Source organism: Pseudomonas sp. St386 (assembly GCF_018325865.1).
Lineage (GTDB): Bacteria > Pseudomonadota > Gammaproteobacteria > Pseudomonadales > Pseudomonadaceae > Aquipseudomonas > Aquipseudomonas brassicacearum.
In genome coordinates this window covers 1,007,849-1,027,980 of record NZ_AP021900.1, presented here as the reverse complement: position 1 = coordinate 1,027,980, position 20,132 = coordinate 1,007,849, and the positions used below count along the sequence as shown (strand labels likewise).

37 protein-coding genes are annotated in these 20,132 nt (G+C 59.9%); 9 read left to right on the top strand and 28 right to left on the bottom strand.

Translation table 11 applies throughout. The annotated features are described in order from the left end of the window. Nucleotides 1-5 precede the first annotated feature (5 nt). The 27 genes from KI235_RS04465 to KI235_RS04335 all read right to left on the bottom strand — a co-directional run bounded on the left by KI235_RS04465 (nt 6) and on the right by KI235_RS04335 (nt 15,490). A complete protein-coding gene (locus KI235_RS04465; RefSeq protein ID WP_212795890.1) occupies nt 6-305 on the bottom strand; it encodes a hypothetical protein in 300 nt (99 codons plus the stop codon). Between the two features lie 69 nt (nt 306-374). Continuing rightward, nucleotides 375-638 (bottom strand): hypothetical protein, encoded by a 264-nt coding sequence (locus KI235_RS04460; protein ID WP_060613352.1) that lies wholly within the window; start codon nt 636-638, stop codon nt 375-377. An 11-nt stretch (nt 639-649) separates the two neighbouring features. Then, nucleotides 650-1,480 (bottom strand): phage capsid protein, encoded by an 831-nt coding sequence (locus KI235_RS04455; RefSeq protein ID WP_060613351.1) that lies wholly within the window; start codon nt 1,478-1,480, stop codon nt 650-652. Nucleotides 1,481-1,657: 177 nt separating this feature from the next. Continuing rightward, complete coding sequence (locus KI235_RS04450; RefSeq protein WP_060613350.1) at nt 1,658-2,602, bottom strand: hypothetical protein; 945 nt, start codon at nt 2,600-2,602, stop codon at nt 1,658-1,660. A 63-nt stretch (nt 2,603-2,665) separates the two neighbouring features. Then, on the bottom strand, nt 2,666-2,959 hold the full coding sequence (locus tag KI235_RS04445) for a hypothetical protein (RefSeq protein WP_060613349.1): 294 nt from the start codon (nt 2,957-2,959) through the stop codon (nt 2,666-2,668). Further along, on the bottom strand, nt 2,956-4,578 hold the full coding sequence (locus tag KI235_RS04440; RefSeq protein WP_212795553.1) for a portal protein: 1,623 nt from the start codon (nt 4,576-4,578) through the stop codon (nt 2,956-2,958). Before KI235_RS04440 ends, KI235_RS04445 begins: the two co-directional genes overlap by 4 nt. 186 nt (nt 4,579-4,764) lie before the next feature. Continuing rightward, nucleotides 4,765-6,336: a terminase family protein gene (locus KI235_RS04435; RefSeq protein WP_212795552.1), complete on the bottom strand. Its 1,572-nt coding sequence runs from the start codon at nt 6,334-6,336 to the stop codon at nt 4,765-4,767. Beyond that, the gene (locus KI235_RS04430; RefSeq protein WP_212795551.1) at nt 6,336-6,782 is read right to left on the bottom strand and encodes a hypothetical protein; all 447 of its coding nucleotides are present in this window, start codon (nt 6,780-6,782) and stop codon (nt 6,336-6,338) included. Before KI235_RS04430 ends, KI235_RS04435 begins: the two co-directional genes overlap by 1 nt. Before the next feature lie 61 nt (nt 6,783-6,843). After that, complete coding sequence (locus KI235_RS04425; protein WP_212795550.1) at nt 6,844-7,155, bottom strand: hypothetical protein; 312 nt, start codon at nt 7,153-7,155, stop codon at nt 6,844-6,846. Beyond that, a complete protein-coding gene (locus KI235_RS04420) occupies nt 7,152-7,772 on the bottom strand; it encodes a terminase small subunit (protein ID WP_081042387.1) in 621 nt (206 codons plus the stop codon). Before KI235_RS04420 ends, KI235_RS04425 begins: the two co-directional genes overlap by 4 nt. A 162-nt stretch (nt 7,773-7,934) precedes the next feature. Beyond that, complete coding sequence (locus tag KI235_RS04415; RefSeq protein WP_212795549.1) at nt 7,935-8,399, bottom strand: lysis system i-spanin subunit Rz; 465 nt, start codon at nt 8,397-8,399, stop codon at nt 7,935-7,937. 12 nt (nt 8,400-8,411) lie between these two features. Beyond that, nucleotides 8,412-8,642: a hypothetical protein gene (locus KI235_RS04410; protein WP_212795548.1), complete on the bottom strand. Its 231-nt coding sequence runs from the start codon at nt 8,640-8,642 to the stop codon at nt 8,412-8,414. 29 nt (nt 8,643-8,671) lie between these two features. Beyond that, nucleotides 8,672-8,896, bottom strand: a complete 225-nt coding sequence (locus KI235_RS30325; RefSeq protein ID WP_244864283.1) for a hypothetical protein — start codon at nt 8,894-8,896, stop codon at nt 8,672-8,674. Nucleotides 8,897-8,900: 4 nt separating this feature from the next. Further along, nucleotides 8,901-9,410 carry a glycoside hydrolase family protein gene (locus KI235_RS04405; RefSeq protein ID WP_212795547.1) on the bottom strand — a complete coding sequence of 170 codons (510 nt, stop codon included), beginning with the start codon at nt 9,408-9,410 and terminating at the stop codon, nt 8,901-8,903. Then, complete coding sequence (locus KI235_RS04400) at nt 9,407-9,658, bottom strand: holin (protein WP_060613340.1); 252 nt, start codon at nt 9,656-9,658, stop codon at nt 9,407-9,409. Before KI235_RS04400 ends, KI235_RS04405 begins: the two co-directional genes overlap by 4 nt. Nucleotides 9,659-9,810: 152 nt before the next feature. After that, a complete protein-coding gene (locus tag KI235_RS04395; RefSeq protein ID WP_212795546.1) occupies nt 9,811-10,356 on the bottom strand; it encodes a GIY-YIG nuclease family protein in 546 nt (181 codons plus the stop codon). Further along, nucleotides 10,353-10,712 (bottom strand): antiterminator Q family protein, encoded by a 360-nt coding sequence (locus KI235_RS04390; protein ID WP_212795545.1) that lies wholly within the window; start codon nt 10,710-10,712, stop codon nt 10,353-10,355. Before KI235_RS04390 ends, KI235_RS04395 begins: the two co-directional genes overlap by 4 nt. Next, a complete protein-coding gene (locus KI235_RS04385; RefSeq protein ID WP_212795544.1) occupies nt 10,709-11,320 on the bottom strand; it encodes a recombination protein NinG in 612 nt (203 codons plus the stop codon). The genes KI235_RS04390 and KI235_RS04385 overlap by 4 nt, the downstream gene beginning before the upstream one ends. Beyond that, nucleotides 11,314-11,640: a hypothetical protein gene (locus tag KI235_RS04380; protein WP_212795543.1), complete on the bottom strand. Its 327-nt coding sequence runs from the start codon at nt 11,638-11,640 to the stop codon at nt 11,314-11,316. The genes KI235_RS04385 and KI235_RS04380 overlap by 7 nt, the downstream gene beginning before the upstream one ends. Beyond that, nucleotides 11,637-12,095: a recombination protein NinB gene (locus tag KI235_RS04375; RefSeq protein WP_212795542.1), complete on the bottom strand. Its 459-nt coding sequence runs from the start codon at nt 12,093-12,095 to the stop codon at nt 11,637-11,639. The genes KI235_RS04380 and KI235_RS04375 overlap by 4 nt, the downstream gene beginning before the upstream one ends. Beyond that, on the bottom strand, nt 12,095-12,280 hold the full coding sequence (locus tag KI235_RS04370) for a DUF1382 family protein (RefSeq protein WP_212795541.1): 186 nt from the start codon (nt 12,278-12,280) through the stop codon (nt 12,095-12,097). Before KI235_RS04370 ends, KI235_RS04375 begins: the two co-directional genes overlap by 1 nt. Next, nucleotides 12,280-13,098 carry an ATP-binding protein gene (locus KI235_RS04365; protein ID WP_212795540.1) on the bottom strand — a complete coding sequence of 273 codons (819 nt, stop codon included), beginning with the start codon at nt 13,096-13,098 and terminating at the stop codon, nt 12,280-12,282. Before KI235_RS04365 ends, KI235_RS04370 begins: the two co-directional genes overlap by 1 nt. Further along, the gene (locus tag KI235_RS30320) at nt 13,088-13,867 is read right to left on the bottom strand and encodes a Pyocin large subunit-like protein (protein WP_244864282.1); all 780 of its coding nucleotides are present in this window, start codon (nt 13,865-13,867) and stop codon (nt 13,088-13,090) included. Before KI235_RS30320 ends, KI235_RS04365 begins: the two co-directional genes overlap by 11 nt. After that, nucleotides 13,867-14,595, bottom strand: coding sequence for a Rha family transcriptional regulator (locus KI235_RS04350; RefSeq protein WP_212795539.1), 729 nt, complete (start codon nt 14,593-14,595; stop codon nt 13,867-13,869). The genes KI235_RS30320 and KI235_RS04350 overlap by 1 nt, the downstream gene beginning before the upstream one ends. Before the next feature lie 170 nt (nt 14,596-14,765). Next, nucleotides 14,766-15,008, bottom strand: coding sequence for a hypothetical protein (locus KI235_RS04345; RefSeq protein ID WP_212795538.1), 243 nt, complete (start codon nt 15,006-15,008; stop codon nt 14,766-14,768). Between the two features lie 18 nt (nt 15,009-15,026). Next, entirely contained in the window at nt 15,027-15,221 is a 195-nt protein-coding gene (locus KI235_RS04340) for a hypothetical protein (RefSeq protein WP_028236758.1), read from the bottom strand. A 29-nt stretch (nt 15,222-15,250) separates the two neighbouring features. Next, entirely contained in the window at nt 15,251-15,490 is a 240-nt protein-coding gene (locus KI235_RS04335; RefSeq protein WP_212795537.1) for a hypothetical protein, read from the bottom strand. A gap of 83 nt (nt 15,491-15,573) precedes the next feature. On the opposite strand from KI235_RS04335, the gene KI235_RS04330 reads away from it, so the two are divergent. The 3 genes from KI235_RS04330 to KI235_RS04320 all read left to right on the top strand — a co-directional run bounded on the left by KI235_RS04330 (nt 15,574) and on the right by KI235_RS04320 (nt 17,627). Then, entirely contained in the window at nt 15,574-16,311 is a 738-nt protein-coding gene (locus KI235_RS04330; RefSeq protein WP_212795854.1) for a LexA family transcriptional regulator, read from the top strand. After that, entirely contained in the window at nt 16,311-16,580 is a 270-nt protein-coding gene (locus KI235_RS04325; RefSeq protein WP_212795536.1) for a hypothetical protein, read from the top strand. Before KI235_RS04330 ends, KI235_RS04325 begins: the two co-directional genes overlap by 1 nt. A gap of 444 nt (nt 16,581-17,024) precedes the next feature. Next, nucleotides 17,025-17,627 carry a DUF1566 domain-containing protein gene (locus tag KI235_RS04320; protein WP_212795535.1) on the top strand — a complete coding sequence of 201 codons (603 nt, stop codon included), beginning with the start codon at nt 17,025-17,027 and terminating at the stop codon, nt 17,625-17,627. Here the strand turns inward: KI235_RS04320 and KI235_RS04315 are convergent. Next, a complete protein-coding gene (locus KI235_RS04315; RefSeq protein WP_212795534.1) occupies nt 17,617-17,838 on the bottom strand; it encodes a hypothetical protein in 222 nt (73 codons plus the stop codon). The genes KI235_RS04320 and KI235_RS04315 overlap by 11 nt on opposite strands. A 298-nt stretch (nt 17,839-18,136) precedes the next feature. Between KI235_RS04315 and KI235_RS30595 the strand changes: the two genes are divergently transcribed. From KI235_RS30595 to KI235_RS04290, 6 genes are all read left to right on the top strand, one after another. Beyond that, nucleotides 18,137-18,271: a hypothetical protein gene (locus tag KI235_RS30595; protein ID WP_280527336.1), complete on the top strand. Its 135-nt coding sequence runs from the start codon at nt 18,137-18,139 to the stop codon at nt 18,269-18,271. 21 nt (nt 18,272-18,292) lie between these two features. After that, nucleotides 18,293-18,724, top strand: a complete 432-nt coding sequence (locus KI235_RS04310; RefSeq protein ID WP_123351014.1) for a hypothetical protein — start codon at nt 18,293-18,295, stop codon at nt 18,722-18,724. A gap of 21 nt (nt 18,725-18,745) precedes the next feature. Continuing rightward, nucleotides 18,746-19,171, top strand: a complete 426-nt coding sequence (locus tag KI235_RS04305; protein ID WP_212795533.1) for a hypothetical protein — start codon at nt 18,746-18,748, stop codon at nt 19,169-19,171. 2 nt (nt 19,172-19,173) lie between these two features. Next, a complete protein-coding gene (locus KI235_RS04300; RefSeq protein ID WP_212795853.1) occupies nt 19,174-19,380 on the top strand; it encodes a hypothetical protein in 207 nt (68 codons plus the stop codon). After that, nucleotides 19,362-19,550, top strand: a complete 189-nt coding sequence (locus KI235_RS04295; protein ID WP_060613323.1) for a hypothetical protein — start codon at nt 19,362-19,364, stop codon at nt 19,548-19,550. Before KI235_RS04300 ends, KI235_RS04295 begins: the two co-directional genes overlap by 19 nt. A 270-nt stretch (nt 19,551-19,820) precedes the next feature. Further along, nucleotides 19,821-20,129, top strand: a complete 309-nt coding sequence (locus tag KI235_RS04290; RefSeq protein ID WP_212795532.1) for a hypothetical protein — start codon at nt 19,821-19,823, stop codon at nt 20,127-20,129. The last annotated feature ends 3 nt before the right edge of the window (nt 20,130-20,132 follow it).

The window sequence follows — 20,132 nt, the reverse complement described above, 5'->3', positions numbered from 1 at the left end:
CTCGATTAACCGCCGAGGCGGTCTGCGTCAGTGAGAATGGTGCTGGAGCGACCTTGCTGTTGTTGCTGCAAGGCCAGGCGCCGGCGGCGTGCCGAGGTGACCTTGTCGTCATCGGCGACCGGCATCACGGCGGCTTTTTCCGCAGCCGGCGCCGCTTCCGGAGTGGCGCCCATGATGTTTTTCTCGCCCTTGCCGGTCATGGTCGGAATCCCGGCCTTTTCAAGGATTACGTCACCGCCGCGCAGCGGGTCGATCTTCTTGATCTTCTTGCCCCACTTCTCGCCAAAGCCTGAAAATCCGGCCATTTTTTGGGTCCTCAAATAAAAAAGAGGCAGAACGATTGCTCGCCTGCCTCTTTGTTGCCCTTTACAGGGTTATGCCAGGATGGCCGCCGCCACAGTGGCAGCACCACCAGCGGTCACCACAGAGACGTAGTGGACCGTGGTGCCGATAGTCGCGGACGACTTCGATACCAGGATCACGTCGCCGACTTCCATGCCCAGGGCATCGCCGTTGGAGAAGTAATCCGCACCGGCAACGGTGGTGTGCACGTCAGTGGAGGTGTAAGCCCACAGAGCCGTACCGGCCCCCATACGAGGAATCATCAACTTCGGTGGGTTGGTAGTTGCATAAGCCATTTCGATTCTCCTTACTGCGCTGCGAAGGCAGAGCCGTCGTGGTTGATGACTACAACGCCGCGGTTTTGCAGCAGCTTGGAGCCGAAGTAACCGGTGGCGCGGGCGAACGAGTAATCCTGCTCCTCGTCGAAGCCGACAGCGGTCGACAGGCCGGCCAGGTCAGCGGCGTGGCCGATGGCGTCCTTGTGGTACATGAAGCACTTCTCAGCAGCAGTGCCCTTGCCGGTCAGGTTCGGGTGGACAATCCAGTTCACACCGGCCCAGCGGAACATGGTCAGGTTGCTTTCGAACGGCTTGCTGTTCACGTAGTCGGCCGAGGCGAACTCCTTGGTCTGCATCAGGTAGGCCTCGAAGGCCGGGGTGATGAGGGCCGAGATGTTGCCGTCCATGGGGACTTCGTTGTTGCCCAGGATGGTCTTGGCGTACATCGCCAGCGACAACGAGGCGGTCTGCGCGGCACCGGTATCGTTGGTGCCGGTAGCCAGCTCGGTGATGATGTCCTGGTCCATCTTGCGGTTCAGCACCGCCATGGTGGTCTGCTGCATGATCGCGCGACCGTCGCCCTGGGAGGCGAAGATATTGAAGCTGGTCCGGCGCACCAGGTCGTGCCACTCGGCAAGAGTCGCGGTGTACTGGTTCAGGTTGTCGGCACGGGCTGGAATCAGGCCGTTGACGCCGCGGGTCACCGCAGTAGCGGAGCCAGAGTCAGCCACCAGGAATACGGCCTGGTTGCCCTTGATCTGGGCTTCGGTGGTGACGGTAGCGCGCACCAGGGATTGACGCTGTTCAAAGCCAGCGATGAATTCGGTGCGGTACTGTGTTTGGAACGCTGTATCGGCCATGACGGGCCTCCTGAAAGTGATGTTTAGTCACTCGCTTCGGGGTGTCCGTCATGGCTTGGCTCAGGTTGTCCCGGAGGATCTGTGCCGCGCCCTTCATGGGGCCTACGTCGAGATAGCGCAAAATGCGCCAACAACTAAATATGAGCATATTTCATGTTGAATTGCAACAAGATGAAATTACTTCATCCGCTCTTTTGCGCTGGTCAGTTGCCGGAACCGTTCCTGCATGGGCTCGGCTTTCGGTCCTTTCCAGTATTCGGACTTCGGATCGCCCATCAGCTTGGTGATGCTCGCCAGTTCGTCGTTGATGGCCTGGCCGGCGTTTGCACCAGCGCCAGGCACCACGGCGGCAACAGGGTTGATCTCGCGGGCCAACTGAGCTAGCCAGCGCAGGGTGTCGGGCGAGTTGATGATTCGCGTACCGTCCTCTGTGCGCGCATCCATCAGCATCTCCTTCACGTCGCCCGGGGCGCCGGACAGTAGGCCGCTGATCATGTTCATGTTGCGGCGGAAGTCGTTGCCGAACTCGGCCCGCAGCGCATCCTCCGATTGCTGCTTGAAGTTCTCGTCGTTCTCGTAGCGCTGAGCCTGGATCTCTTCCACCACGTCGTAATAGGCATCGACGCCGGCACTCACCTGATCGGGCGTGGCGTTCTTGCCGTGCATGCTGGTGAGGAACTTGTCGATGAGGGGCTTATCTGCCTCTCCGATGACGCGCCCCTCGGCCAGCTTCAGGTCGTACTTATCGGGTGTTTCCGGAATACCCTGGTCAGCACGGAACGCGGCCAGGTCCTCGGGCGAGGCATTGGCGCCAAGCGGCTTCTTCAACTCGCCGCGGGAAATCTTGTCTTGGGCCGAGATCAGCGCATCGAGCGCAGCCTTGGGCGAGGCGTAGCGGCCAAGGCGCTTGAGCAGCTTGTCATCCTGGCCGGCGTAGCTTTCTCGCCAATCATCGGGCCAGGCCGACGTGACGGCAGGCTTCTGGTCTGCCGGCTGATCGAGGATGTTGCTAGGGGCTTGTTGTGCCGGTGCTGGATTCGCAGTGGAGGCCGGTGCTGGGGTTGCTGGAGCATCTGCGTTCGGGATATCGGCCGTGGCCGCGCCGTTGTCGATGTCAGTCATGTTTCACCTTTTCGTGGGTACAAAAAAACCCGCTCGATGGCGGGTCGTTGGCTGAATGCCTGGTTATTTCTTTGCGCGGGATATCGCTGCAGCGTTGATCTTCAACAGCTTGACGATCTGCAAGCCCGCGAACCGACGGCCCTGGGCGAAGGTGCCGTCATGCTCGCTGACTGGGCTGTAGGTGGACTCATAAGTCCAGCACGCCTTATTGATGATCCAGGCCAGTGCGCGCTTCTGCTGGTCGGCATTGGCGTCCCCGCGCTCCATGGCCTGCAATGCAGTGACGTCTGCCAGTTCCCAGTCGCTGACTGGGAGCCAGGCGTGCGGAAAGTCTGCTGGTTTCTTTGGCGCTGTCATTGGAGCCCCTGCATGGCCTGCCCGGCCTCAGCGTATTGTTTGGCGATCTCGCCACCCTGGGCGATCTGCTGGAGCTGCTGCTGCGCCTGGACCTGCTCTTCCTGCGCAGCAACGGCTTGCTCGGTGTCTTCCACGCTGTTGACCCACTTGGCGGGGACGCCGATACCTTCGAGCGAATCGCGAAGGGCTGTCTTGGCGTCGAACATGAGCGCCGCCGACGGGTCCAGGTCCACCACCTGAGCCAGCAGGTTCTTGGCCTGCATGAGAACGGTGCCTTTCTGTGCCTCGATCGCATCACGCAGCGGGCTCTCGAAGGTGAACTGGATGTCGGCCTGGCTCAGGCTCTGCGGAATGTCCTGCATCGGCCCGAAGGCTCCGGCCCGGTACAGGATCTCGAACGTCTGCTCGCACAGCTCGCCGTTATAGTCCGTCTCCATGGGTTCAAAGATCGGTAGGGCCTGGCGGATGTACTCCTGCACGCGCTGGCCGACCTCATAGGCGGTCATCTGCCCGGTATCTACGGGCATGGACAGCTTATTCAGGAAGAATGCCTGGGCGATCATTTCCCGGGTGTCCTGCTGCATGTTCAGGCCGAGCGGGATGCCAGAGCGATCCATTTCCAGCGGGCGCAACACTTCACCCAGGCGCTCGTCGTACTGCGAATCAATGGCCGTGATGCCGCCGGCGTACACGCTGATGTCGCCACGGATGGCTTCGGTTACTGCAAGCATGGGCGGAGTTACCGCTTTCTCGCCGGCTTCCAGCAGCACGCGGGTCATGGCCTGGATCAGGCGTGCATCGGACAGGGCCGCAACCGTGGCCGGGGAATAGGCGTATTGGGAGCCGGACACCGTCTGCCAGCGCGGAATGGTGTAGACCGTGGTATATGAGCCTACCTCCTCCAGGATGTTCTTGCTGTCTTCCTCGTAGAAGATCGACACATACGGGGTACGATACTTGCCGCCCCAGGTATATGCCGGCACGACAGCATGGCCGACCTTGATTTCCTCGTACGGGCCCTTGATCGCGATATCCCGGACCTTCTTCGACACGGTCTGCGGAAACAGCTTGATCAGCTCTCGAGCGTATGGCTTCCACTTGCGGAAGATTGTGTCGACCTTACCTTCCTCGTTCTCGCACCAGGCCACGTCGCGCAGGTGCCAGGTGCGATACAGCAAGGCGTCGGCGTTGCGGTTGAGTTGGGTGGAGATAACGCACTGGCCGAAGGCGGCGAAGTCGTGGTCGGCCTCCTTGGTAGCACGCACGAACAGCGCATGGCGATCATACATCGCCCGGCGCTGGGTCTCGGTGGCGTGCTCCAACCAACGCTTGCCGGCATTGTCTACACGATCCATGCGCGTGGTGCCGGTCTTGAACCATTCCTTGCTGGTTGGGCGCAGCATCCCGGAGAAAGCATTGCCCAGGTCGCGACGGGCCAGCAGTGGGTAGCTGGTCATCAGCCCTGATGCGAACTCCTCGCCGATGTTGCGTGAGGTAGTGAAGTCCGCGCGCTCAGGGTAGAAGTTATCGGCGATGTCCTGCCACAGGGACAGCAGCGGCGCACGCTTCTCGAAGAGCTTGCCGGCCTGCTCGCACAGGTCCTTTACGCGGTCTTCCATTGGATTACCCCAGAGTTTCGCTTGAGTTGTCGCTCAGGATCGTGCTGGCACGGCTGGCGCTACGGTTCTGCTGCTGGGCGTTCTTCTTGGTTTTTTCGCGCTTGAGCACTTCCGGATCAGCCTCTGGCATCGGAGGTGGAGGTGGCGGTGCTGGTTTTGGCTTTGGAGGGTTGAAGATTCCGCCCATCATTTTTTCCTCATGATTACGCGGGGCGCAGGACGCCCCTTGTGCTGTTGACCCCAAATACGGGCATCGGTGATTGCTTTGGCACCGGCGTGCCAGGCCATGACGACGGCATCGCCCTTGTCCGGAGAGCGACCCAGGCGCTTAACCAGGGCGTCCTTCGGCTCAAGCTGGATGACCCCACCGGAGTTGGCGCGCTTGATCTCGTAGGTGGGCGCCGTCAGGTCTGACAGCAGCTCCTGGTCATCAGGCAGCATGATCGTCGAGCCGCCAGGCTGATCAGGGTTCAGTGCCTCCCGGAAGCGCCAGTAGGCCTCTGTCCTGATGTTGAAGAACTTGAGCAAGTTGTCATCAGTGCGGCGCACGGACGGCTTGACGCCCATGTAGGAGACGGCATCGACACCGTTCACCTTCAAGTGCGCGTAGGCATCACCGCCCCAACCACCACCGATATCGATCACGACCTTGCAGCCATCGCGGCGCTTGGATATGACCAGGCCGGCTACGTCGGTGCCGCCAGGCGTTTCCGATCCTGGAACAGCTATCAGCGGTGCGTACCACCCGTCATGGCGCCAGGCCAGAACGGTCTTGTCAGCCCCGCCCTGAGCAACGTCGACGCCAATCGCACACATCGGGATGCCAATGGGCGGGACCGACTTCCAGCGGGCCATGGCGGCTGTTACCCAGGCCGTTGGAATGGTCTGGTTGGCCTCGTCACGCAGGGAAGCGGTGAACTTGCCATCCCGGTAAGCATCCCTCAGCTCCTTTGGCAGCGCGTCGAGGATGCGCTTGTACTCGCCGTCATCGGCAAGGTCCGGGTTGTCGCTGAGCTTGGCGGGGATGAACGTGCGGGATTTGGCATACACCTCTTCCCCGCCAATCAGGTGAGGACCCGCGCCGTCCACCTCTTGCTCGTCACCGCACTCGTCGCGCAGATACCACCGAAGCTCGCCAGGCAATGCTGGGTTCGGGTGACGCGGGTCGAGCCATGCGGCCCAGTGCTGGATAACCCAGAGGCCTGTGGCGCTGGTTGGCGGGTTGCCAGTTGCAACGATCCGGCACCGCTGCCCGGCCTTGGCCGAGCGGTTCCAGATGGTAATGAATTCGTACTGAGACTTGAGAAAGTCCGTGATCTCGTCGAAACAGATCAGGTCGTGCGGGTCGCCTTTGTAACGCTGCTTGTCCGTCTCCTGCTCGCAACCACCGAACTGGATGAGCCGCTTTCCGTTGCGCCAGATCAGGTCGGAACCGTTCCAGCCAGCCCTGTCACCGTCCAGGATATTGCCAAGCAGTTCGGACTCAGCCAGCTTCTTGGCGTCCTCCCTGATGCGCCTAAGGATCAGCGTGCGTTCATGTTCGGTGACGGCCAGGCCGTTGATTAGGGCCGACTTACCGCCACCGGCTTGCCCACCATAAAACAATTCGTCGGCGCCACTGTGGAACGCCATCATCTGCGGGCCCGGGTTGGGGACGAACAGCATCCCCTTTGTCGCTTCCAGTGCCTCGGATACAACTGCCTCGCGCTCCTTCTGGGGCAAACCTTCCAGAGCGGCGAGGACTTCCCTGAGATCCATTATGCGTTGGTCAGGGCCGAGCTGATGACCAGACGGCCACTGGGCAGGCGCAGTCCGAGGTATGCAGCCTCAGTGCCCGTATCAGTCCAGGTCAGCGCGATAACGCCGGCAGTGGTCGAGGTCAGGATGAACATCTTCTTGGCAACGACGGTCAGTGCTGCGCCGCTCGCGCCAATGGCGATACCGGTCGAGCCACCAGTGGTCGCGAAGGCAGCCGCAGCCGCATCCGCGAACACATAGGCTTCGATGATCTCGCGGTAGGCGATGGCCTTGCCGGTCGAGTCCTTGAGCTGGATGGTGATCGCCCGGGCATCGCCAACCTCGGCGGCCACTGTGATGGACGCGTCGACACAAGGCGACGTGACCAGCAGTCCGTTGGAAACGAGCGCGTTCTCTTTGGTCAGGCCGAGCTTTCGGCCGTGTAGGGACGTAAGTGCGTCTGGCATGGTGTTCTCCTGCTATTTGCTGTTGCTTATGGAGGTCCTGGAGGCCGCCAGGGTCGGTGAATCAGTTGCCCGCGCCGTTCGTCACGTTGCAGATAGAGTCAGCCGCCGCGTTGCGCAGCATGGCGATATGGGTTTCACCTGGAGCCACCGAGAAGATCGCCACCGACGCGGCCGGCACAAGCAGGCTGGTAGCCGTAGCGGTAACAGTGGAGGCACCGAACGCCACACGCACCGCCTCGGCACCGGTCACGATGCGCACGGTACGCACGCCAGCCACCGGGAAGGCACCCAACGCAGTAGCAGCCGAAGCAGCACCTGCAGTGATGTTCTGCGATGCGCCCGGGCGGAACGGGGTTTCTGCTGGATAAGTCATGGCTTGAGCCCTTTGGACAGTAGGAATGCGATGCGGCGGGCGACTTCGTTGTCGGTCAGGTCTTTCGTCTCGATCGGGCCGCCATCCTTGCCGGTGACTTCTTGCTTCACTGGTGCATTCCAGCCCTGCATGTCAGCCAATTGCTTGATTGCCGCCAATGGTGAGTGCTGCTTGATCTTGATGCCGTCCCGCCCAGCAGTCAGTTCAGCGATGGCAGGTAGCGCCTTCGGGTCTTGCAGCGCAGAGTCGCGAATCTTGAATGACGTCTGAACAACAGGGTTGCCCTCGCCGTCATCCCCAAGCTCGTAGGAGCCGAACTCGATCAAGTCGGTCAGGCTGATACGGGCAAGGCTGCTCAAACGCTCCATGGCCTCCTGGCGTGACATGACGGCATCAGACAGGGCTGATTCCTTCATCGAATCCATGAACGCCTTCACCTTGATATTGCTCAACATGACGCAAGCGACTTGATCGGCTGCTGAATCACTCTTGGCCCTGCCGCCAGCAGCCTTGTATGCCTCTCGCTGGCTCATGCCGCTTAATACATTTGTTGCTGTGCGCTGTTGCAGCTCGGTCAACTGCTCGAATAGCCGGCGCTGTTCTGAGGAGAGCTTCATTGCACCCCTACCCCCATAACGCGCCGAACAGCCTCGCCGGTTGACATAAGGATGCGCAACCGCACCAGGTCGCGCTCCACGCCTATCGGAACATCCTCTGGCAACAGTGATTTGCGCTCAGCCTCGATGCGCTCCCAGTCCGGGGCAGACTTCTCTGTCACCTCAGTTCCCCTTCAGGCAAATGTTGGCGATGTAGGCCTGAGCCGCACGCAGCGCAATCAATCCTTGGTCGCCGTCGTCGGTGATGGCGACAATTCGTTCACCAGCCGCTGGGTCAAGTTCGGCTCGCGCTTCTGCATTACCCAGGCCGGCGGTGGTGGCGGTGTCTCGCACAGCGGGACAGGTGGCTTTGACTGACAGCCGGCGAGCGCCATTGCGGACATCAGCACGAAGCTGGCTATTAGCGGCTTGAGCATCGGTCAGGGCCTTTGTGTGTTCGGTGTCGAGTTGGGCCAGCAGCTTCTGGGTGTTGCGGCGAGACTGCGCGGCGGACTCAAGCGTGTTGATCGTGTCCACCTGGTCGCTGATGACTGCTTTGGCTCTGTCCAGGCTGTTGCTGACATGATCCAGGCGCCAGCCCGCCAGGATCAGCGCCACAACCAGCCCAACGATGAGATAGCGAGTCATGGCGCGCACCAATCAGGCGAAGGGGTCGGCAGGCTTGGCGATGGAGCGCACAAACCACATGAAACCCTGTTGCAGGTTGGTCTTGGCCAGGGCCAGCAACCGTGGGTCAACGCCTTCAATCTGGCCAATCTGCTTGAACAGCGCGCCGGTGTCGGCTTCCAGGGCCTTGATGGAGTTCATACCGTCGATTTCGGACTGGGTCAGGTCGCGATAGCCGGTGATCTTCTTGTGCTGGTTATCCATGGGTATTGCCTCGGGTGGTGGTGGGGGATTTATCGTGCATACCAAGTCAGAGTGAAACACCGCGCATCTGCCGGAACATCAGCGATCGGCCAGCGCAGGCACTGCATATGCTTGCGCTCGGGCCTGGTGCGACTCACGCGAAGCGTCTGGACCAGATAGGCGGAGCCGCCCGACGTGGTGATGTAGTCGCCAACTGCGATGCCATCAGCACCATCGACGTACAGCTTGCATGGTGTGTAGGGCTGCTTTGGCATGGTCTTACTGCGCCTCCATGCACTTGGCATAGCGCTGGAGCTGTCGAGTCCACACGCCTGGGCAACGCTTGTTGCCTGGGGTGGAGCAGTCGAAGCCGGCGGCGAAACGGTACTTGAGCAGCGAGGCGCACGCCTGGGCGTACTGACCGGTCTGCAACTTGGTGCGCATCGAGGACTTGCGCCAGGTGCCGATGCCGTACTGGCCGATGAAGTCCATGTACAGGTCGAACTCGGCTTGGTGCAGCTTCACGCCCTGGATGGACGCAGCAAACAGCTTCTCGTCCTGGCTGATCAGGTTGCGGGCCAGCACGTCAGCCTGTTGCCGGGTGATGGTGTCGCCCATGCGTACCGGTGTGCCGTCTTCGTAGCGGGTTGATCCGTGGCCGATGGTGGGTACGTCGCCCTTGGTGGGGATAACCGCGTGATCGGTGTAGCCCTCGTTCGTTTTCCAGGCACCGATGCCGGCCAGGCTCATGGTGAGTAGGCCCACGACAACGCGCTGGCGGTTGTTCATGGGCGGCACTGGTCACGCAGGGCCTGGATGCGGGCGGTGCTCTCTGCGTGCTCCCGGCGATCCCGGCGAATCTGGAAGTAGGTGCTGATGACCAGGCCCAGCACTGCAACCACAACACCAGTGATGCCGATCCAGTTCACCTGGGACAGCCAGCCAATGAAACCAGCACTTGCACCAACCATCATGCCTTTGTTGGCCACTGACGCTCCCACCACCTCTACGATGCTCTCGGGCGTCGGGTTGGCCATGCTTGAACTCCTGCCTGAGGCTGCCATTAGGGCCTCCAGAAACGAAAAGCCCCGCACAGTGGCGAGGCTCAGGGTTGAATTTCGAATACAAAAAAGCCCGACTCAATGGCCGGGCTTGTCTTGAAGCGGTAAAACCGCAATATGGGGGTACATTACTCCTGGCCATTTAAACCGTCAACTGGCTTGTTACGTTCTAACATGTCTTTACAGTAGTTCAGCACGCCGATGTAGTTTTGGTCGTTCCCAATCTCGGCCAGGTCAAGCAGCTCGTCCGTGATCGAGAACCACTCGCCGCGCAGTCGACTCTTAGAGAAGATTGTGTGCAGGGTCGGCTCAAATATGGAGGGCGCGCGGAAGTGGCAGAGTAGCGACAGCTTGCTCGGATTGGATACCTGCAGTTCAGCCATCCTCTTCTTCACGTTATCCGCTCGACCTATCTTTACTGCGCCCGTCCCTCCGCAGATGATGAAGTAGATGTAAGTAAACGACTTGGCATACCAAGAAAGTCCGGATTTCGCGAGCCGCTCACCTTCTCCAGGGCCATTCTGTCGAGCATTCGCAATATATGATGTCTTCTCTATCTCATCGTCGATCATGCGGATGATGCGCTCGTTAACGGGGATGGACTCATCGATGTGAGCGCCCTTGCTGGCGAAAGACCGGTCACACATAAGCTGCCTAGCTCTTGAGCGAATCATGCCGCAACCCCCATTTCCATGTACGCCTCGACATAGCCCTTTGCTGCGATCAGGTATTCACGCACCTTGAGGCGTGGCTCGCCGACGATCCGCCCTACCTCTGCAAGAGTTCGGTCAGACCTGTAAAAGATAACTACGCACTCGGCGGTTTTAGGGTAGCGCTGCGACATTCTCGCAATGATTCGATCAACCAATACAGCCTCATCATCCGTGATGTCAGCGGCCGGAAGTCCACCGATCTGCTCGACGTTGTCCCTCATCAGGACGTAGGACGGTGACGTGCAGCGCGGCATTCCAACCTGTTGGCGGCTCCAGCGACCCCATTGGGTGAGGAGTTCTTCGGCGTCGTAGGTCATGCTGCAGCCCCCTTGAGTGTGCGAACGAGTGCTCTGTACTGAGCCTTGACGGCCTTGATCTCTTCCACGGTGTACTTGCGGGCCTGATGAGGCCCTTCCAACCAGGCCACCAGGTCGGCGCCGATGCGCAGCACCAGGCGGATGCGGTACTCGACTGCATTGCCGGAAAGGTTGCGGTTGCACTTCACGCACTGGCGGTGGATGTTCAGCGGCTCGAAGCGCAGCTCGGGACAGGCGCCGACGGATCGGTAGTGACCGGCGTCCCATCGGCTGCCGGTCATGAGGTCGTTGTCGTTTGGCATCGAGTCGCAGCTGATGCACGGCAGGTGCGCATCGCGCAGGCGGACGTACTCGTTCACCGCGGCCTGGGCCTCGCGCAGGTGATCCGCCCTGCTCTTCAGCTTCTCCTTGCGTACCTTGATCTCCCGGCGCTCGACCTGGGCCAGGGACTTGCGGGCCTTCTCCTGGTTGACCTTGTTCGTCTTCGCGTCGATTGCTGCACAGGTCGGACTGCATACGGCCTGGCCCAGGCGCTGAGGGACGAATGAGGCTCTGCACTCGGCAACACGGCACTTCTTGGCGCGGGGTTGTTTGGCGGCGATCACCATTTCATCCCCTTGATCGACCCGAAGTCGAAGTCTGGAAGCGTGCAGGCGTCGTTCAGATAATCGGTCATGACCTGCACGTCAGCCTGCGCGCAAGACCCTGGGCCTGCCTGCCAAAGACTCATTGGGTCAGTGCTGGACATCGCACCACGACAGGAAACCCCATATCGGCAGTACATTCCGTCCTCGACAACTCCAACTCGAGCTTTGCCCTTATCGAAGTAGACGATGTGGTGCTTGCCAGCCTCGGTGCGGATGAGTTTTGCGCTCTTGCGATTGCTGCGCTTAATCCATTTTTGAATCTCTTCGCTGTAGACGCTCATGCCGCCTCCCCCATATTGCAGCGCATCTTCATGTACTCGCTGTCCTCGGGGTGCGGCAGGTATATCCCGTGCTCAGCCGCCCAGGCGTCAATGCAGGTCATGAACGAGTGCATTTCGCCCTTGTCCAGCTCGCTGGTGTGCTTCAGCTCGTAGCGCTCAGTGACTTCGCCCGTCTTCAGATTGATGTCGCGGATTACCTCTTCACCCAGGAAGGTCAGCTTCAGGTTCCGCTTCATGTTCTCCATGTTCATCGGGGCACCAGTGGCGAAGGTCGTCTTGCCCATGGACACGAAGAACTGAGCGGCGCACTCGCACCACTTGTGGAACAGGGCATTCTGGGGAAGGCTTCGGCTTGCTCCGGTGATGGTAATGTTGCAGGGGAAGCCCTTCTTGCGGACGGCGGCCTGCAAGGAGGACAGTTCAGCAATGGAGTTGATGCGCAGTTTCTCGGCCATCACCGCTTCTCCTGCGCTTCCGCGATCAATGCCATGCGCTCCAACCGCTGGGCAGCCTGGCTGGCAAGGTTCATGGCGTCCGCCTCGTCGATCACTGGAACGCACACGAAACGAACGCCGGCCTTTGCGAGACCGTCCGCTGCATCAAGGGCTTGGCGTAGCTGTACTGGGGATGCTCGTTTCATCAGGAAGCCCTCCGCTTGCTGCGCTCTGAGGCGCCTTCGAATACCAGGCCAATGCCGCGGCCTTCCCTCAACCGATCCACGCTGCGGTCACCCAGCACCGCGCCCAACTCCTTGGCGTCGATGTTGGAAATCACGATGGTGGGCAGTTGCGCCTCGTACCGGCCATTGATCACGGCGAACAGGGTTGCCAGCTCGAACTCGGATGGTTTGGTGGCCCCGACCTCATCGATGATCAGCAGCGAAGGCTCGACCAGGCTGGCGAATGCCTCGGCCTCGGTGTATTCGGCCCGGTCGCCATAGCTGCCCTTGATGAACTGCAGCAGTCCGCCGACGGTGCGGTACACGGCTGTGGCGTTGTGATTGACGATCACATAACCGGCGATGGCGGCGGCCAGGTGCGTCTTGCCAGTTCCAGGAGTGCCGGTCATGACGATGCAGCGACCCTCTTCCAGGTGCCGCGGGAACGTCTCGGCGTAATCGATGCACATGGCAAGGTTCGCCTTCTGCCCTTCCGTCTCGGCATGGAAGTCGGCGAAGTTCTTACCCATGAACCGTTTCGGGATCAGGGAAGCCCCCAGTTTGCGCTCCAGGCGCTGTTCGACGATCCGGGCATACGTTGCGCGCTGTTCTTCCTCGTCGCGCTCCTGGCGAGCTTTGTCGGCGCAATCAGGGCACCCAGACGCCCTATCCGCGTTCTTGCGGATGACAGAGGCGTATTCGCCGTGTTGCGGACAGGTGGCCGGTTGCTTGCCGATCACGCCAAAGCGCTTCTCGATGTCGTTGATGGTCAGGTCGATCTGCTTCGGGCTAGAAGTCATAGGTGCCATCCCCGCGAGCTGTTAGCCCCGCCTTGTAATCGCGACCCTCGAACCCTGTGTGACGGGATGCTGGGAACTGGTGGACGTTGCCCACGGCCTTCTCGGGGAAGATCCCGGTCCAACCGTTGGCGATCGATGTGGCGAGCACCTGGTCCGGGGCTGAATGGCCCAACAGCGACTTGGCCTGTTGCTCACAGCTCTTGGCGGTCAGTGGTTTGCGGATTTCCTTGCGATGCTGGCACCAGTCGGCCCAGGCCTTTTCGGACACGTTCTCAGGCTTGGCAGTCAGGGGATCGAACTTCGAAGATTTCGCCGGTGCGCCAGCACCTTGCTTTTGATCTTGCTCTTTCTTCTCTTCTCTTCTCTTCTCTTCTCTGGTCCGCAAACTGTCCGCATCCGAAGCGGACAAATTTCGGACATGGCTTTTCCGGTCGTTGCGCTTGCGTTCGGCGTCGTTTGCGCGGCGCTTGGCGCTGGCCCCGTTGTGCTCGTCAAAGCGAGGCATCACAAGGCTTCCATCGTCCTCAACGGCTGCCCACTCGACGTCGATCATGGCCTGGGTAAACCCCGGCCAGCCGACCACTGCATCCATCGCATCCACGGTGTAACCCACCAAAACACCATCGCTCGAATGGGTGTCGAAGATGCTCCAGGCAATATGCAGTCCGCCGATAATCCGCAACCTGTCCGCTTGCAATGCGGACACCATGCGGAACACTTTCGGATGCGTCTGAAGGTCGATTCGCATTTTTATCCAGTCTCCGGCCATTACTTGCTGCCTTTGCCGACCAGGCCGGCAAGCTCGAGGAAGCGATCGACGTACCAGTGGGGTTGCGTCTCGCGTGGGGATTGAGGGCTGGTGAGATTCTTGCCGTACTGCAGGCCCTTATCAGTCACCGACCAGAACGGGACCATTTCGCCCTTGGAGTTTTTGCGCTGGAGCTGCTTGAGGAAGCCACGGGCAGCCAGGGCAGTGTTGAAGGCGGCCGGCGAGCAGCGGATATCGTTGCCCTTCAGCAGTGCCGTGGCCGACTTGGTGGGCATCGAGGAGCCGCCAGCAGCATCGGGCGCGGCGTCGATTGCGTAGCCGGGGAGGAAACTCGACTCCAGGCCATTGTTCTTGGCGATCTGGGCAAGCATCAGAACCTGGCTGGACGGCGCGGGCTTCAGTAGGCGCGTGAAGCACTCAAGGATTGCCAGTTCGCCGACGACCTTCGTACCGTTGGCGAGAACAGCCTGGCGTGCGCCATCCTGCTGCTCAAGTTCACGCCAGCGGCGAATCACCTTCATCCGCATTGGGGCGCTGTAGCCGGTCAGTAGGCAATCGGTATGCTCGCGGTCCAGCAGGTACTCGATCTGTTCGCGGTTCTGGCCGTCCAGGTAGATGTGCTCAAAACTGAGTGCATCTACCTGGAGCTCTTTGAGCATCGCCAGGATGTCGCGCTTGACGTTCGCGTGGCGCTTGCCGGTGACGTTGGCGATCTCGCGAGACGACATCGTGGGTCGCGACACGTTTTGAGAATTATGAAAATGTGTCGCGGGCTTTTTGAGGGCCTGTACATCGTGGTTAGAGGTATGCATAATTCGCCTCACAGATGCTTTTGTTGTATGCAGTAGAAGAAACCACCGGGCCTGGTGGTTTTTTTTCGCCTGCGGTTTGGGTGTCGCTATTCAAAGGCTTCATCAGGGCCTCCTTTTTCCGGGCCTATTGAGTCCTTCGCCGGGTCGCGCCGTGTTACTGGCAGATTCCGAAGCTTTCCGGAACCCTTTGGCCTGGTCTTCTCGAAGAAACGCTCCGCTCCAAGCTTTGCGGCGTAGTCGTCAGGCGTCATACCTTCCGCTTTCGCCAGTCGTTCAAGCTTTTCGTAAAGCCTTCCATCGATCCCATGGCAGATCGTGGTTTCAGGCACAGGGCCTCCTGTAGGCCTTCAGGCCATGTGGCGTTCATCGGTAACATCGCTCTCGACGATGCTCTCCAGCTTCTCCTCGACGCACATGCGCACGAATACCGCGAGCTGCAGTTTGTGCAGGCGAGCCACGGCCTTTAAGGCCTCATAGGTTTCATCGTCATAGCGGGACTTGATCTCCCGGTCTTTCAAGTGGCGCGTGTCGTCGTATGCCATTGGTGAGGCTCCTTGGTTGTTCAAAATGGTTATGCAGCGGATTTCTTTGGGCGCGCCTCGGCGAGCAGCCAGGCGGATTCGAACGGCTTGCCATTGGAGGCAGCCAGCTCGGCGATTTTTTCGGCGTATTGGGTCTCGCCGGTGTATTCGGTTCGCGGCAAAGCGTCCGCATCGATCCATTTGTAAATGGCGCGAGGGGTCTTTTCGCAAGCCTGCGCAACCGCCGGAACACCACCGGCGTCGTCGATCGATTTCTTGAGCGGCCGCATAGAGCCTCCGAGTGGAATATGAACTTACGGTACATATTATGTCGGAACTGAAAGTACATGCAAGCGCATGTGAAAATGTACCCATGGTTCAAATAGAAGATTTGCGCGCAGCTTTCGTCAGCCGTCTGAAAAGGGCTGTGGCGGAAAAAGAGATCCCCGAATGGGGCGCAGGCGCTCGCCTGGCGAAAATGGCCGGCGTGACGCCGAAGGCAACCAGCAAATGGCTGAATGGCGAGTCGATGCCAGGCGGGGCGAAGATGCTTGCCGTTGCCAATGCCCTGGGCGTTCGCGTCGAGTGGCTTGAGTACGGCCGCGGTGACATGAGGGAGGCGGCCACCCTCCCTGTCCTGGATGAGCGAGTTCCGCCCAGGGGCTTCGAGCTCGAGAACGAGCCGGGCTATACCGGCGTGCTCCAGCTCACCGCCCAGGGGTCAACCGGTAGCGGCGAGGACAATACTCACGTCGAGATTCGCGGGGTCATGGCATTCAAGTCGTCCTGGTTGCGCGCCAACAATCTCAACCAGAGGCACCTAGACGTCATCTATGCGAACGGCCACAGCATGGACCCTACCATCAACGATGGTGACGTGCTGCTGGTGGACGAATCCAAGATCGAGCCGAAGGACGGCCAGATATTCGCCATGCAGAGCGCGACCAAGGGAACGATCGTGAAACGCTTGGTGAAGTCCGACATTGGTGGCTGGATCATCCGCAGCGACAACCCGGACAAAACTCGATATGGCGATGAGACTCTGCGTGACGGGGAAATCAACGAAGTTCGTATTATCGGGCGCGTGGTTTGGCGCGGGGGAATGCTATGATGTCCGATAACGCCCACACATATACGTCCAGGGCCCTCTTTGTGGTTATGGTCTCTGGTCTCGTAGCTCTGGCCATCAGTGCGGCGCTATATCTGCTTGACCTTCCTCATGATGGATACGTGTTCCTGTCCGGCATGATCGCCGTGCTGTCTGTCGGCGCTGTATCTGCTCTATGCCGCGAAGGCGGCGCGAAGCTGGAAGACGCCCTGCCCCTTCTTGCTGGTATCGCCTTTTTCGTCTGGGTAGCCTGGCGGACCTTCAACAAATAACCTTCCCGCCATGAATGAGCCCGCCACTGAGCGGGCTTTTTTATGCCCGGGATAAAAATATGTACTTTTGGTACTTGACCATTGTGAACCGTTGGTACATATTTGCTTCAACGCCAAGCAACAAGGCGTCAGGGCCTCAACAGACCCGCCGCTCTTTGACAGTTCAGGATCCTCGCCATCGACTACCCCGGGTTTCATCCGGTAAGTGCGAGCAACAAATAGTCGATGCCATGCCAGCTCTGGAACTGGCCGTGCTCACCAGATGTGAGTACGCGAAACCACGCAAGCCGATCTGCGAAGAACACCGGACACGAAATGTGTGACGCAGGTTAGAGATAGGAATCGGGCGATGCGCGTGGTGGAGAAAACAGATTTCACTGGCAGGCCTTCGCAAGAGGGCCTGACGGGAAATCAACAGAACATCCCCGACAAGGAATACCCCCCATGCAAGCAAATCAACTGACCACCTACACCCGTGGCGACCTGATGATCAGCAGCCCTGACGAAGCTGTTGTGTTGAAACTCGCCACCCTGGCCCTTGGCGTCCACACCGCGCCGGCAGCCAACTCGGCTCCAGCCATCGGCGAATACTGGTCCGGCCAAGGCGGTGTGTATGCCGGCGTGATGCGCGGCGAAGAAGGCCACCCTGACTACCACCTGATCGTCCCGACTCACGAGTCGGTCAAGGGCAAGAAGCTGGCGTATGGCGGCTACGAAGTTGATGAGCAGGAAGCATCCAGCCGCCGCGATGGCCTGGCGAACACCCTGCACCTAGCCGAAGGTTCTGGCGAGGATCATCCCGCCGCCCAGTGGTGCGACAGCCTCACCATTGAAGGGCACAAGGACCTGTACCTGCCAGCCATCAGCGAGCTTGCCCTGTGCATGGCGAACGTTCCGGAGCTGTTCGAGAAGGAATGGCACCTGAGCAGCACGCAGCGCTCCGCCCACCTCGCATTCAGCTTGTACTTCGCTGGTGGCGGTCAGCTCTACGACGACAAGAGCCGCGAGCTCCGCGTCCGCCCCGTCCGCAGATTGCCTATTCATTGATCCATTTATTGCTTTTCATCGCAGGTGAATCGCGGGGCTGCTCAGGTACGAGCGGCCAGGCCTGATACGTGCCGGGCAGTGCCGGCCACCTGCAACCCTCAAACTGGAGAATCGCATGCTCCAAATCTTCCTGATCGGTGCAGCGCTCAGCCATGCGCGGCCAGAACCGCCACCTGATGACGGCCTGCCAACCGATCAATTGCGCTTCCATCGTGAGCGCTGGCGATGTACCGGGGGTCAGGGGTAGTTCTGGCTATCGCTGTCCCGAACCAAATATTGAACACCACTGCATCGGAAAGGCCCTCCTGTCGAGTTGGGCCTTTTCACTTCTCGCTCCCACAGACAAACCGCTCTATTCCGGACGCTGGTGACACGAAAGCGCCTACTTCGCTCCCACAGCCGACACAGCCGACACAGTCCGAATGCACTCCCTCCGCGCCCAACGGCAACCAGCGGAACGGATGAGTGCATCCGAGTTTTGTTGGATCAATCAACGAATGGAGAGAGTCATGAGCGACAACGCACGCACCTTGGCCTACTTCGCCGAAACCCTTCGCGAAGGCTGCAACGATCTTGAAGAACAAGCCTATTGCCTCAATGCCGCCCGCCGCTGGGCTGCATGGATCATCGCGGGCGAAGCCTAACCCCAAACACTGGAGGTCGCCATGGGCGATTTTGGATATTGCGAAGGAGAGACGTGCCAGCGCAAAGGTTGCGCGGGTGTCGTCAAAGAGCATGCGGTCGAGAATTGCTCGTGCCACATCTGCCCTCCTTGCGGCGCCTGCACCTCACCGCGCGGCTACTGCGAAGCCTGTGGCTGGGAAGAGTCGGAAGATCAGGTGATCAACGACTACCTGGTCAGCGTGGACAAGTCCACTGGCGTGTTTCGCTCTTGGGAACCTCGCCCGCTTGATTCCACCAAGATCGACTGGCGCAGCCACCCACACACCAATTCAACAATGATCAAAGAGGGCGTCTGCCCTATAGGTACGCCTTTCTCTGAGGTGGAGACATTGGTGCGAGGGACCTTCGGCGGAAGATTCGAGCGCTTCAACGAAGACACCGGCCACTTCAAGTACATCGCCTACACCGACTGACCCGCCACCCTGGAGGCAACCATGAACGCATTACAGGCAATGCAGGACGCCCAGTGGCGCCACGATAACCGGCTGCCTCCGGATGATGCCGAGGCGCTGGACATGGCTCGGGCCGAATGGATTGAAAACGCCGTCGAGCAACTTGTGGATCGTCGCAGCGACGTGAAATTCAAGCGTCGGCTGTACGCTACCCAGGGCATCACCTTCAAGTACTTGGCGGCCGAGGTGGAACAGTTCGCCATTGCCAGCGCCTGTAAGAGCCCGTGCGCCATTGGCGAAATGATCATCGGCGGCCTGTTCGGCGACAAGTCGCTGGCCCGTGACGGCGCCATGGACATGATGGCTGGGCCAGACCCGAAGGAACAGGTGCGCATGATCGCCCGCAGACTTCTGCGCCCGCTGGCCGATGACGCACTGATCGCCCAGGCAGAGGACGACTCATTGTGACGATCAGCGCGCACGTCCTGATCGGCCAGGAACTAGAAACCCTCGAGGATCCAGAAACGCCGGTCAGCTGGTCGGTGATGATCCAGAAAACAATCAACGAAATGATGCTCGACAATCGCATCACCATCGAAGAATTCAACCACTACTGCGGGCGCCTCAACAAGATCGTTGACCGGCGCAAGGAGTCGTCATGCCCACTCCAGTCGTGAAAACGCTGATTGATGAACAGATCGAGGATATCGAGCAGAAGTTATCGATCCTCGGTTTCGTGGCTGTTCCTGAAGAACTGGCGCCCCGTGAATTCCCCGTCGCCCTGCTGCCAAAACAGATGGAGACGGTCATGAAGGATGGGCGTATCGCGGTGAGGGCCAGGCAATAAAAGCCCTCACCTGGATCCTCACCGCCGCCCTACTCTCTACCATGCTCGCCTACACCGTGGCGAAGGAAAGGCATACGACCTGCAGCGTTCCTCAGCTTTCGCAGGTGCTGCGGTGACCGGCCATCAGCGCGCCAGGCGCATCCTGATCTGGCGCGGGTCGTTCTCGGCCGTCACCTTCTGGACCTTCTTGATGCTGATGAGCGCATTGGCTGATCGCATCGCCTCCTAACAATTCCATGGCGCCCCTCTCCGGTGGCGCGGAGAACAGTCATGCAAAACTCACCAGTTGAAATCGTTGTTGCTGAAGGCATCGCCGTCCAAATCACTGCGGAAACGCTCGCCAAGGCCTTCTGGGGTATGGACGCCGAGCAACAGGCTGACTTCTTTGAAGCCCTGGCAAATCGCATCCAAACCGTCTCACCGTACGCCTACGGGTTCGGCGAAATGCAGTGGTGCTACTTGCAGGACGAACTGCGCCGGCCTGGCCGAGAGCTGGCAAACCAGATGCACATGGCCCTGTCTGCATTCGCTTTCGACTTCTGGCCTCACAAGCGCGACGGCGCCCGCACCGGCCTCTAACTG

Excerpts from the sequence above, each read along its gene's own strand:
- KI235_RS04430 (WP_212795551.1), bottom strand. The coding sequence starts at position 6,782 with ATGCCAGACGCACTTACGTCCCTACACGGCCGAAAGCTCGGCCTGACC.
- KI235_RS04330 (WP_212795854.1), top strand. The coding sequence starts at position 15,574 with ATGGTTCAAATAGAAGATTTGCGCGCAGCTTTCGTCAGCCGTCTGAAA.
- KI235_RS04375 (WP_212795542.1), bottom strand. The coding sequence starts at position 12,095 with ATGGCCGAGAAACTGCGCATCAACTCCATTGCTGAACTGTCCTCCTTG.
- KI235_RS04460 (WP_060613352.1), bottom strand. The coding sequence starts at position 638 with ATGGCTTATGCAACTACCAACCCACCGAAGTTGATGATTCCTCGTATG.
- KI235_RS04395 (WP_212795546.1), bottom strand. The coding sequence starts at position 10,356 with ATGATTCGCTCAAGAGCTAGGCAGCTTATGTGTGACCGGTCTTTCGCC.
- KI235_RS04385 (WP_212795544.1), bottom strand. The coding sequence starts at position 11,320 with ATGGTGATCGCCGCCAAACAACCCCGCGCCAAGAAGTGCCGTGTTGCC.
- KI235_RS04425 (WP_212795550.1), bottom strand. The coding sequence starts at position 7,155 with ATGACTTATCCAGCAGAAACCCCGTTCCGCCCGGGCGCATCGCAGAAC.
- KI235_RS04405 (WP_212795547.1), bottom strand. The coding sequence starts at position 9,410 with ATGAACAACCGCCAGCGCGTTGTCGTGGGCCTACTCACCATGAGCCTG.
- KI235_RS04435 (WP_212795552.1), bottom strand. The coding sequence starts at position 6,336 with ATGGATCTCAGGGAAGTCCTCGCCGCTCTGGAAGGTTTGCCCCAGAAG.
- KI235_RS04465 (WP_212795890.1), bottom strand. The coding sequence starts at position 305 with ATGGCCGGATTTTCAGGCTTTGGCGAGAAGTGGGGCAAGAAGATCAAG.
- KI235_RS04305 (WP_212795533.1), top strand. The coding sequence starts at position 18,746 with ATGAACGCATTACAGGCAATGCAGGACGCCCAGTGGCGCCACGATAAC.
- KI235_RS04450 (WP_060613350.1), bottom strand. The coding sequence starts at position 2,602 with ATGACTGACATCGACAACGGCGCGGCCACGGCCGATATCCCGAACGCA.
- KI235_RS04420 (WP_081042387.1), bottom strand. The coding sequence starts at position 7,772 with ATGAAGCTCTCCTCAGAACAGCGCCGGCTATTCGAGCAGTTGACCGAG.
- KI235_RS04440 (WP_212795553.1), bottom strand. The coding sequence starts at position 4,578 with ATGGAAGACCGCGTAAAGGACCTGTGCGAGCAGGCCGGCAAGCTCTTC.
- KI235_RS30320 (WP_244864282.1), bottom strand. The coding sequence starts at position 13,867 with ATGGCCGGAGACTGGATAAAAATGCGAATCGACCTTCAGACGCATCCG.
- KI235_RS04335 (WP_212795537.1), bottom strand. The coding sequence starts at position 15,490 with ATGCGGCCGCTCAAGAAATCGATCGACGACGCCGGTGGTGTTCCGGCG.
- KI235_RS04380 (WP_212795543.1), bottom strand. The coding sequence starts at position 11,640 with ATGAGCGTCTACAGCGAAGAGATTCAAAAATGGATTAAGCGCAGCAAT.
- KI235_RS04370 (WP_212795541.1), bottom strand. The coding sequence starts at position 12,280 with ATGAAACGAGCATCCCCAGTACAGCTACGCCAAGCCCTTGATGCAGCG.
- KI235_RS30325 (WP_244864283.1), bottom strand. The coding sequence starts at position 8,896 with ATGCCAAAGCAGCCCTACACACCATGCAAGCTGTACGTCGATGGTGCT.
- KI235_RS04350 (WP_212795539.1), bottom strand. The coding sequence starts at position 14,595 with ATGTCGTCTCGCGAGATCGCCAACGTCACCGGCAAGCGCCACGCGAAC.
- KI235_RS04455 (WP_060613351.1), bottom strand. The coding sequence starts at position 1,480 with ATGGCCGATACAGCGTTCCAAACACAGTACCGCACCGAATTCATCGCT.
- KI235_RS04410 (WP_212795548.1), bottom strand. The coding sequence starts at position 8,642 with ATGGATAACCAGCACAAGAAGATCACCGGCTATCGCGACCTGACCCAG.
- KI235_RS04445 (WP_060613349.1), bottom strand. The coding sequence starts at position 2,959 with ATGACAGCGCCAAAGAAACCAGCAGACTTTCCGCACGCCTGGCTCCCA.
- KI235_RS04310 (WP_123351014.1), top strand. The coding sequence starts at position 18,293 with ATGGGCGATTTTGGATATTGCGAAGGAGAGACGTGCCAGCGCAAAGGT.
- KI235_RS04320 (WP_212795535.1), top strand. The coding sequence starts at position 17,025 with ATGCAAGCAAATCAACTGACCACCTACACCCGTGGCGACCTGATGATC.
- KI235_RS04325 (WP_212795536.1), top strand. The coding sequence starts at position 16,311 with ATGTCCGATAACGCCCACACATATACGTCCAGGGCCCTCTTTGTGGTT.
- KI235_RS04400 (WP_060613340.1), bottom strand. The coding sequence starts at position 9,658 with ATGGCCAACCCGACGCCCGAGAGCATCGTAGAGGTGGTGGGAGCGTCA.
- KI235_RS04415 (WP_212795549.1), bottom strand. The coding sequence starts at position 8,399 with ATGACTCGCTATCTCATCGTTGGGCTGGTTGTGGCGCTGATCCTGGCG.
- KI235_RS04390 (WP_212795545.1), bottom strand. The coding sequence starts at position 10,712 with ATGACCTACGACGCCGAAGAACTCCTCACCCAATGGGGTCGCTGGAGC.
- KI235_RS04290 (WP_212795532.1), top strand. The coding sequence starts at position 19,821 with ATGCAAAACTCACCAGTTGAAATCGTTGTTGCTGAAGGCATCGCCGTC.
- KI235_RS04340 (WP_028236758.1), bottom strand. The coding sequence starts at position 15,221 with ATGGCATACGACGACACGCGCCACTTGAAAGACCGGGAGATCAAGTCC.
- KI235_RS04295 (WP_060613323.1), top strand. The coding sequence starts at position 19,362 with ATGCCCACTCCAGTCGTGAAAACGCTGATTGATGAACAGATCGAGGAT.
- KI235_RS04315 (WP_212795534.1), bottom strand. The coding sequence starts at position 17,838 with ATGGAAGCGCAATTGATCGGTTGGCAGGCCGTCATCAGGTGGCGGTTC.
- KI235_RS30595 (WP_280527336.1), top strand. The coding sequence starts at position 18,137 with ATGAGCGACAACGCACGCACCTTGGCCTACTTCGCCGAAACCCTTCGC.
- KI235_RS04365 (WP_212795540.1), bottom strand. The coding sequence starts at position 13,098 with ATGACTTCTAGCCCGAAGCAGATCGACCTGACCATCAACGACATCGAG.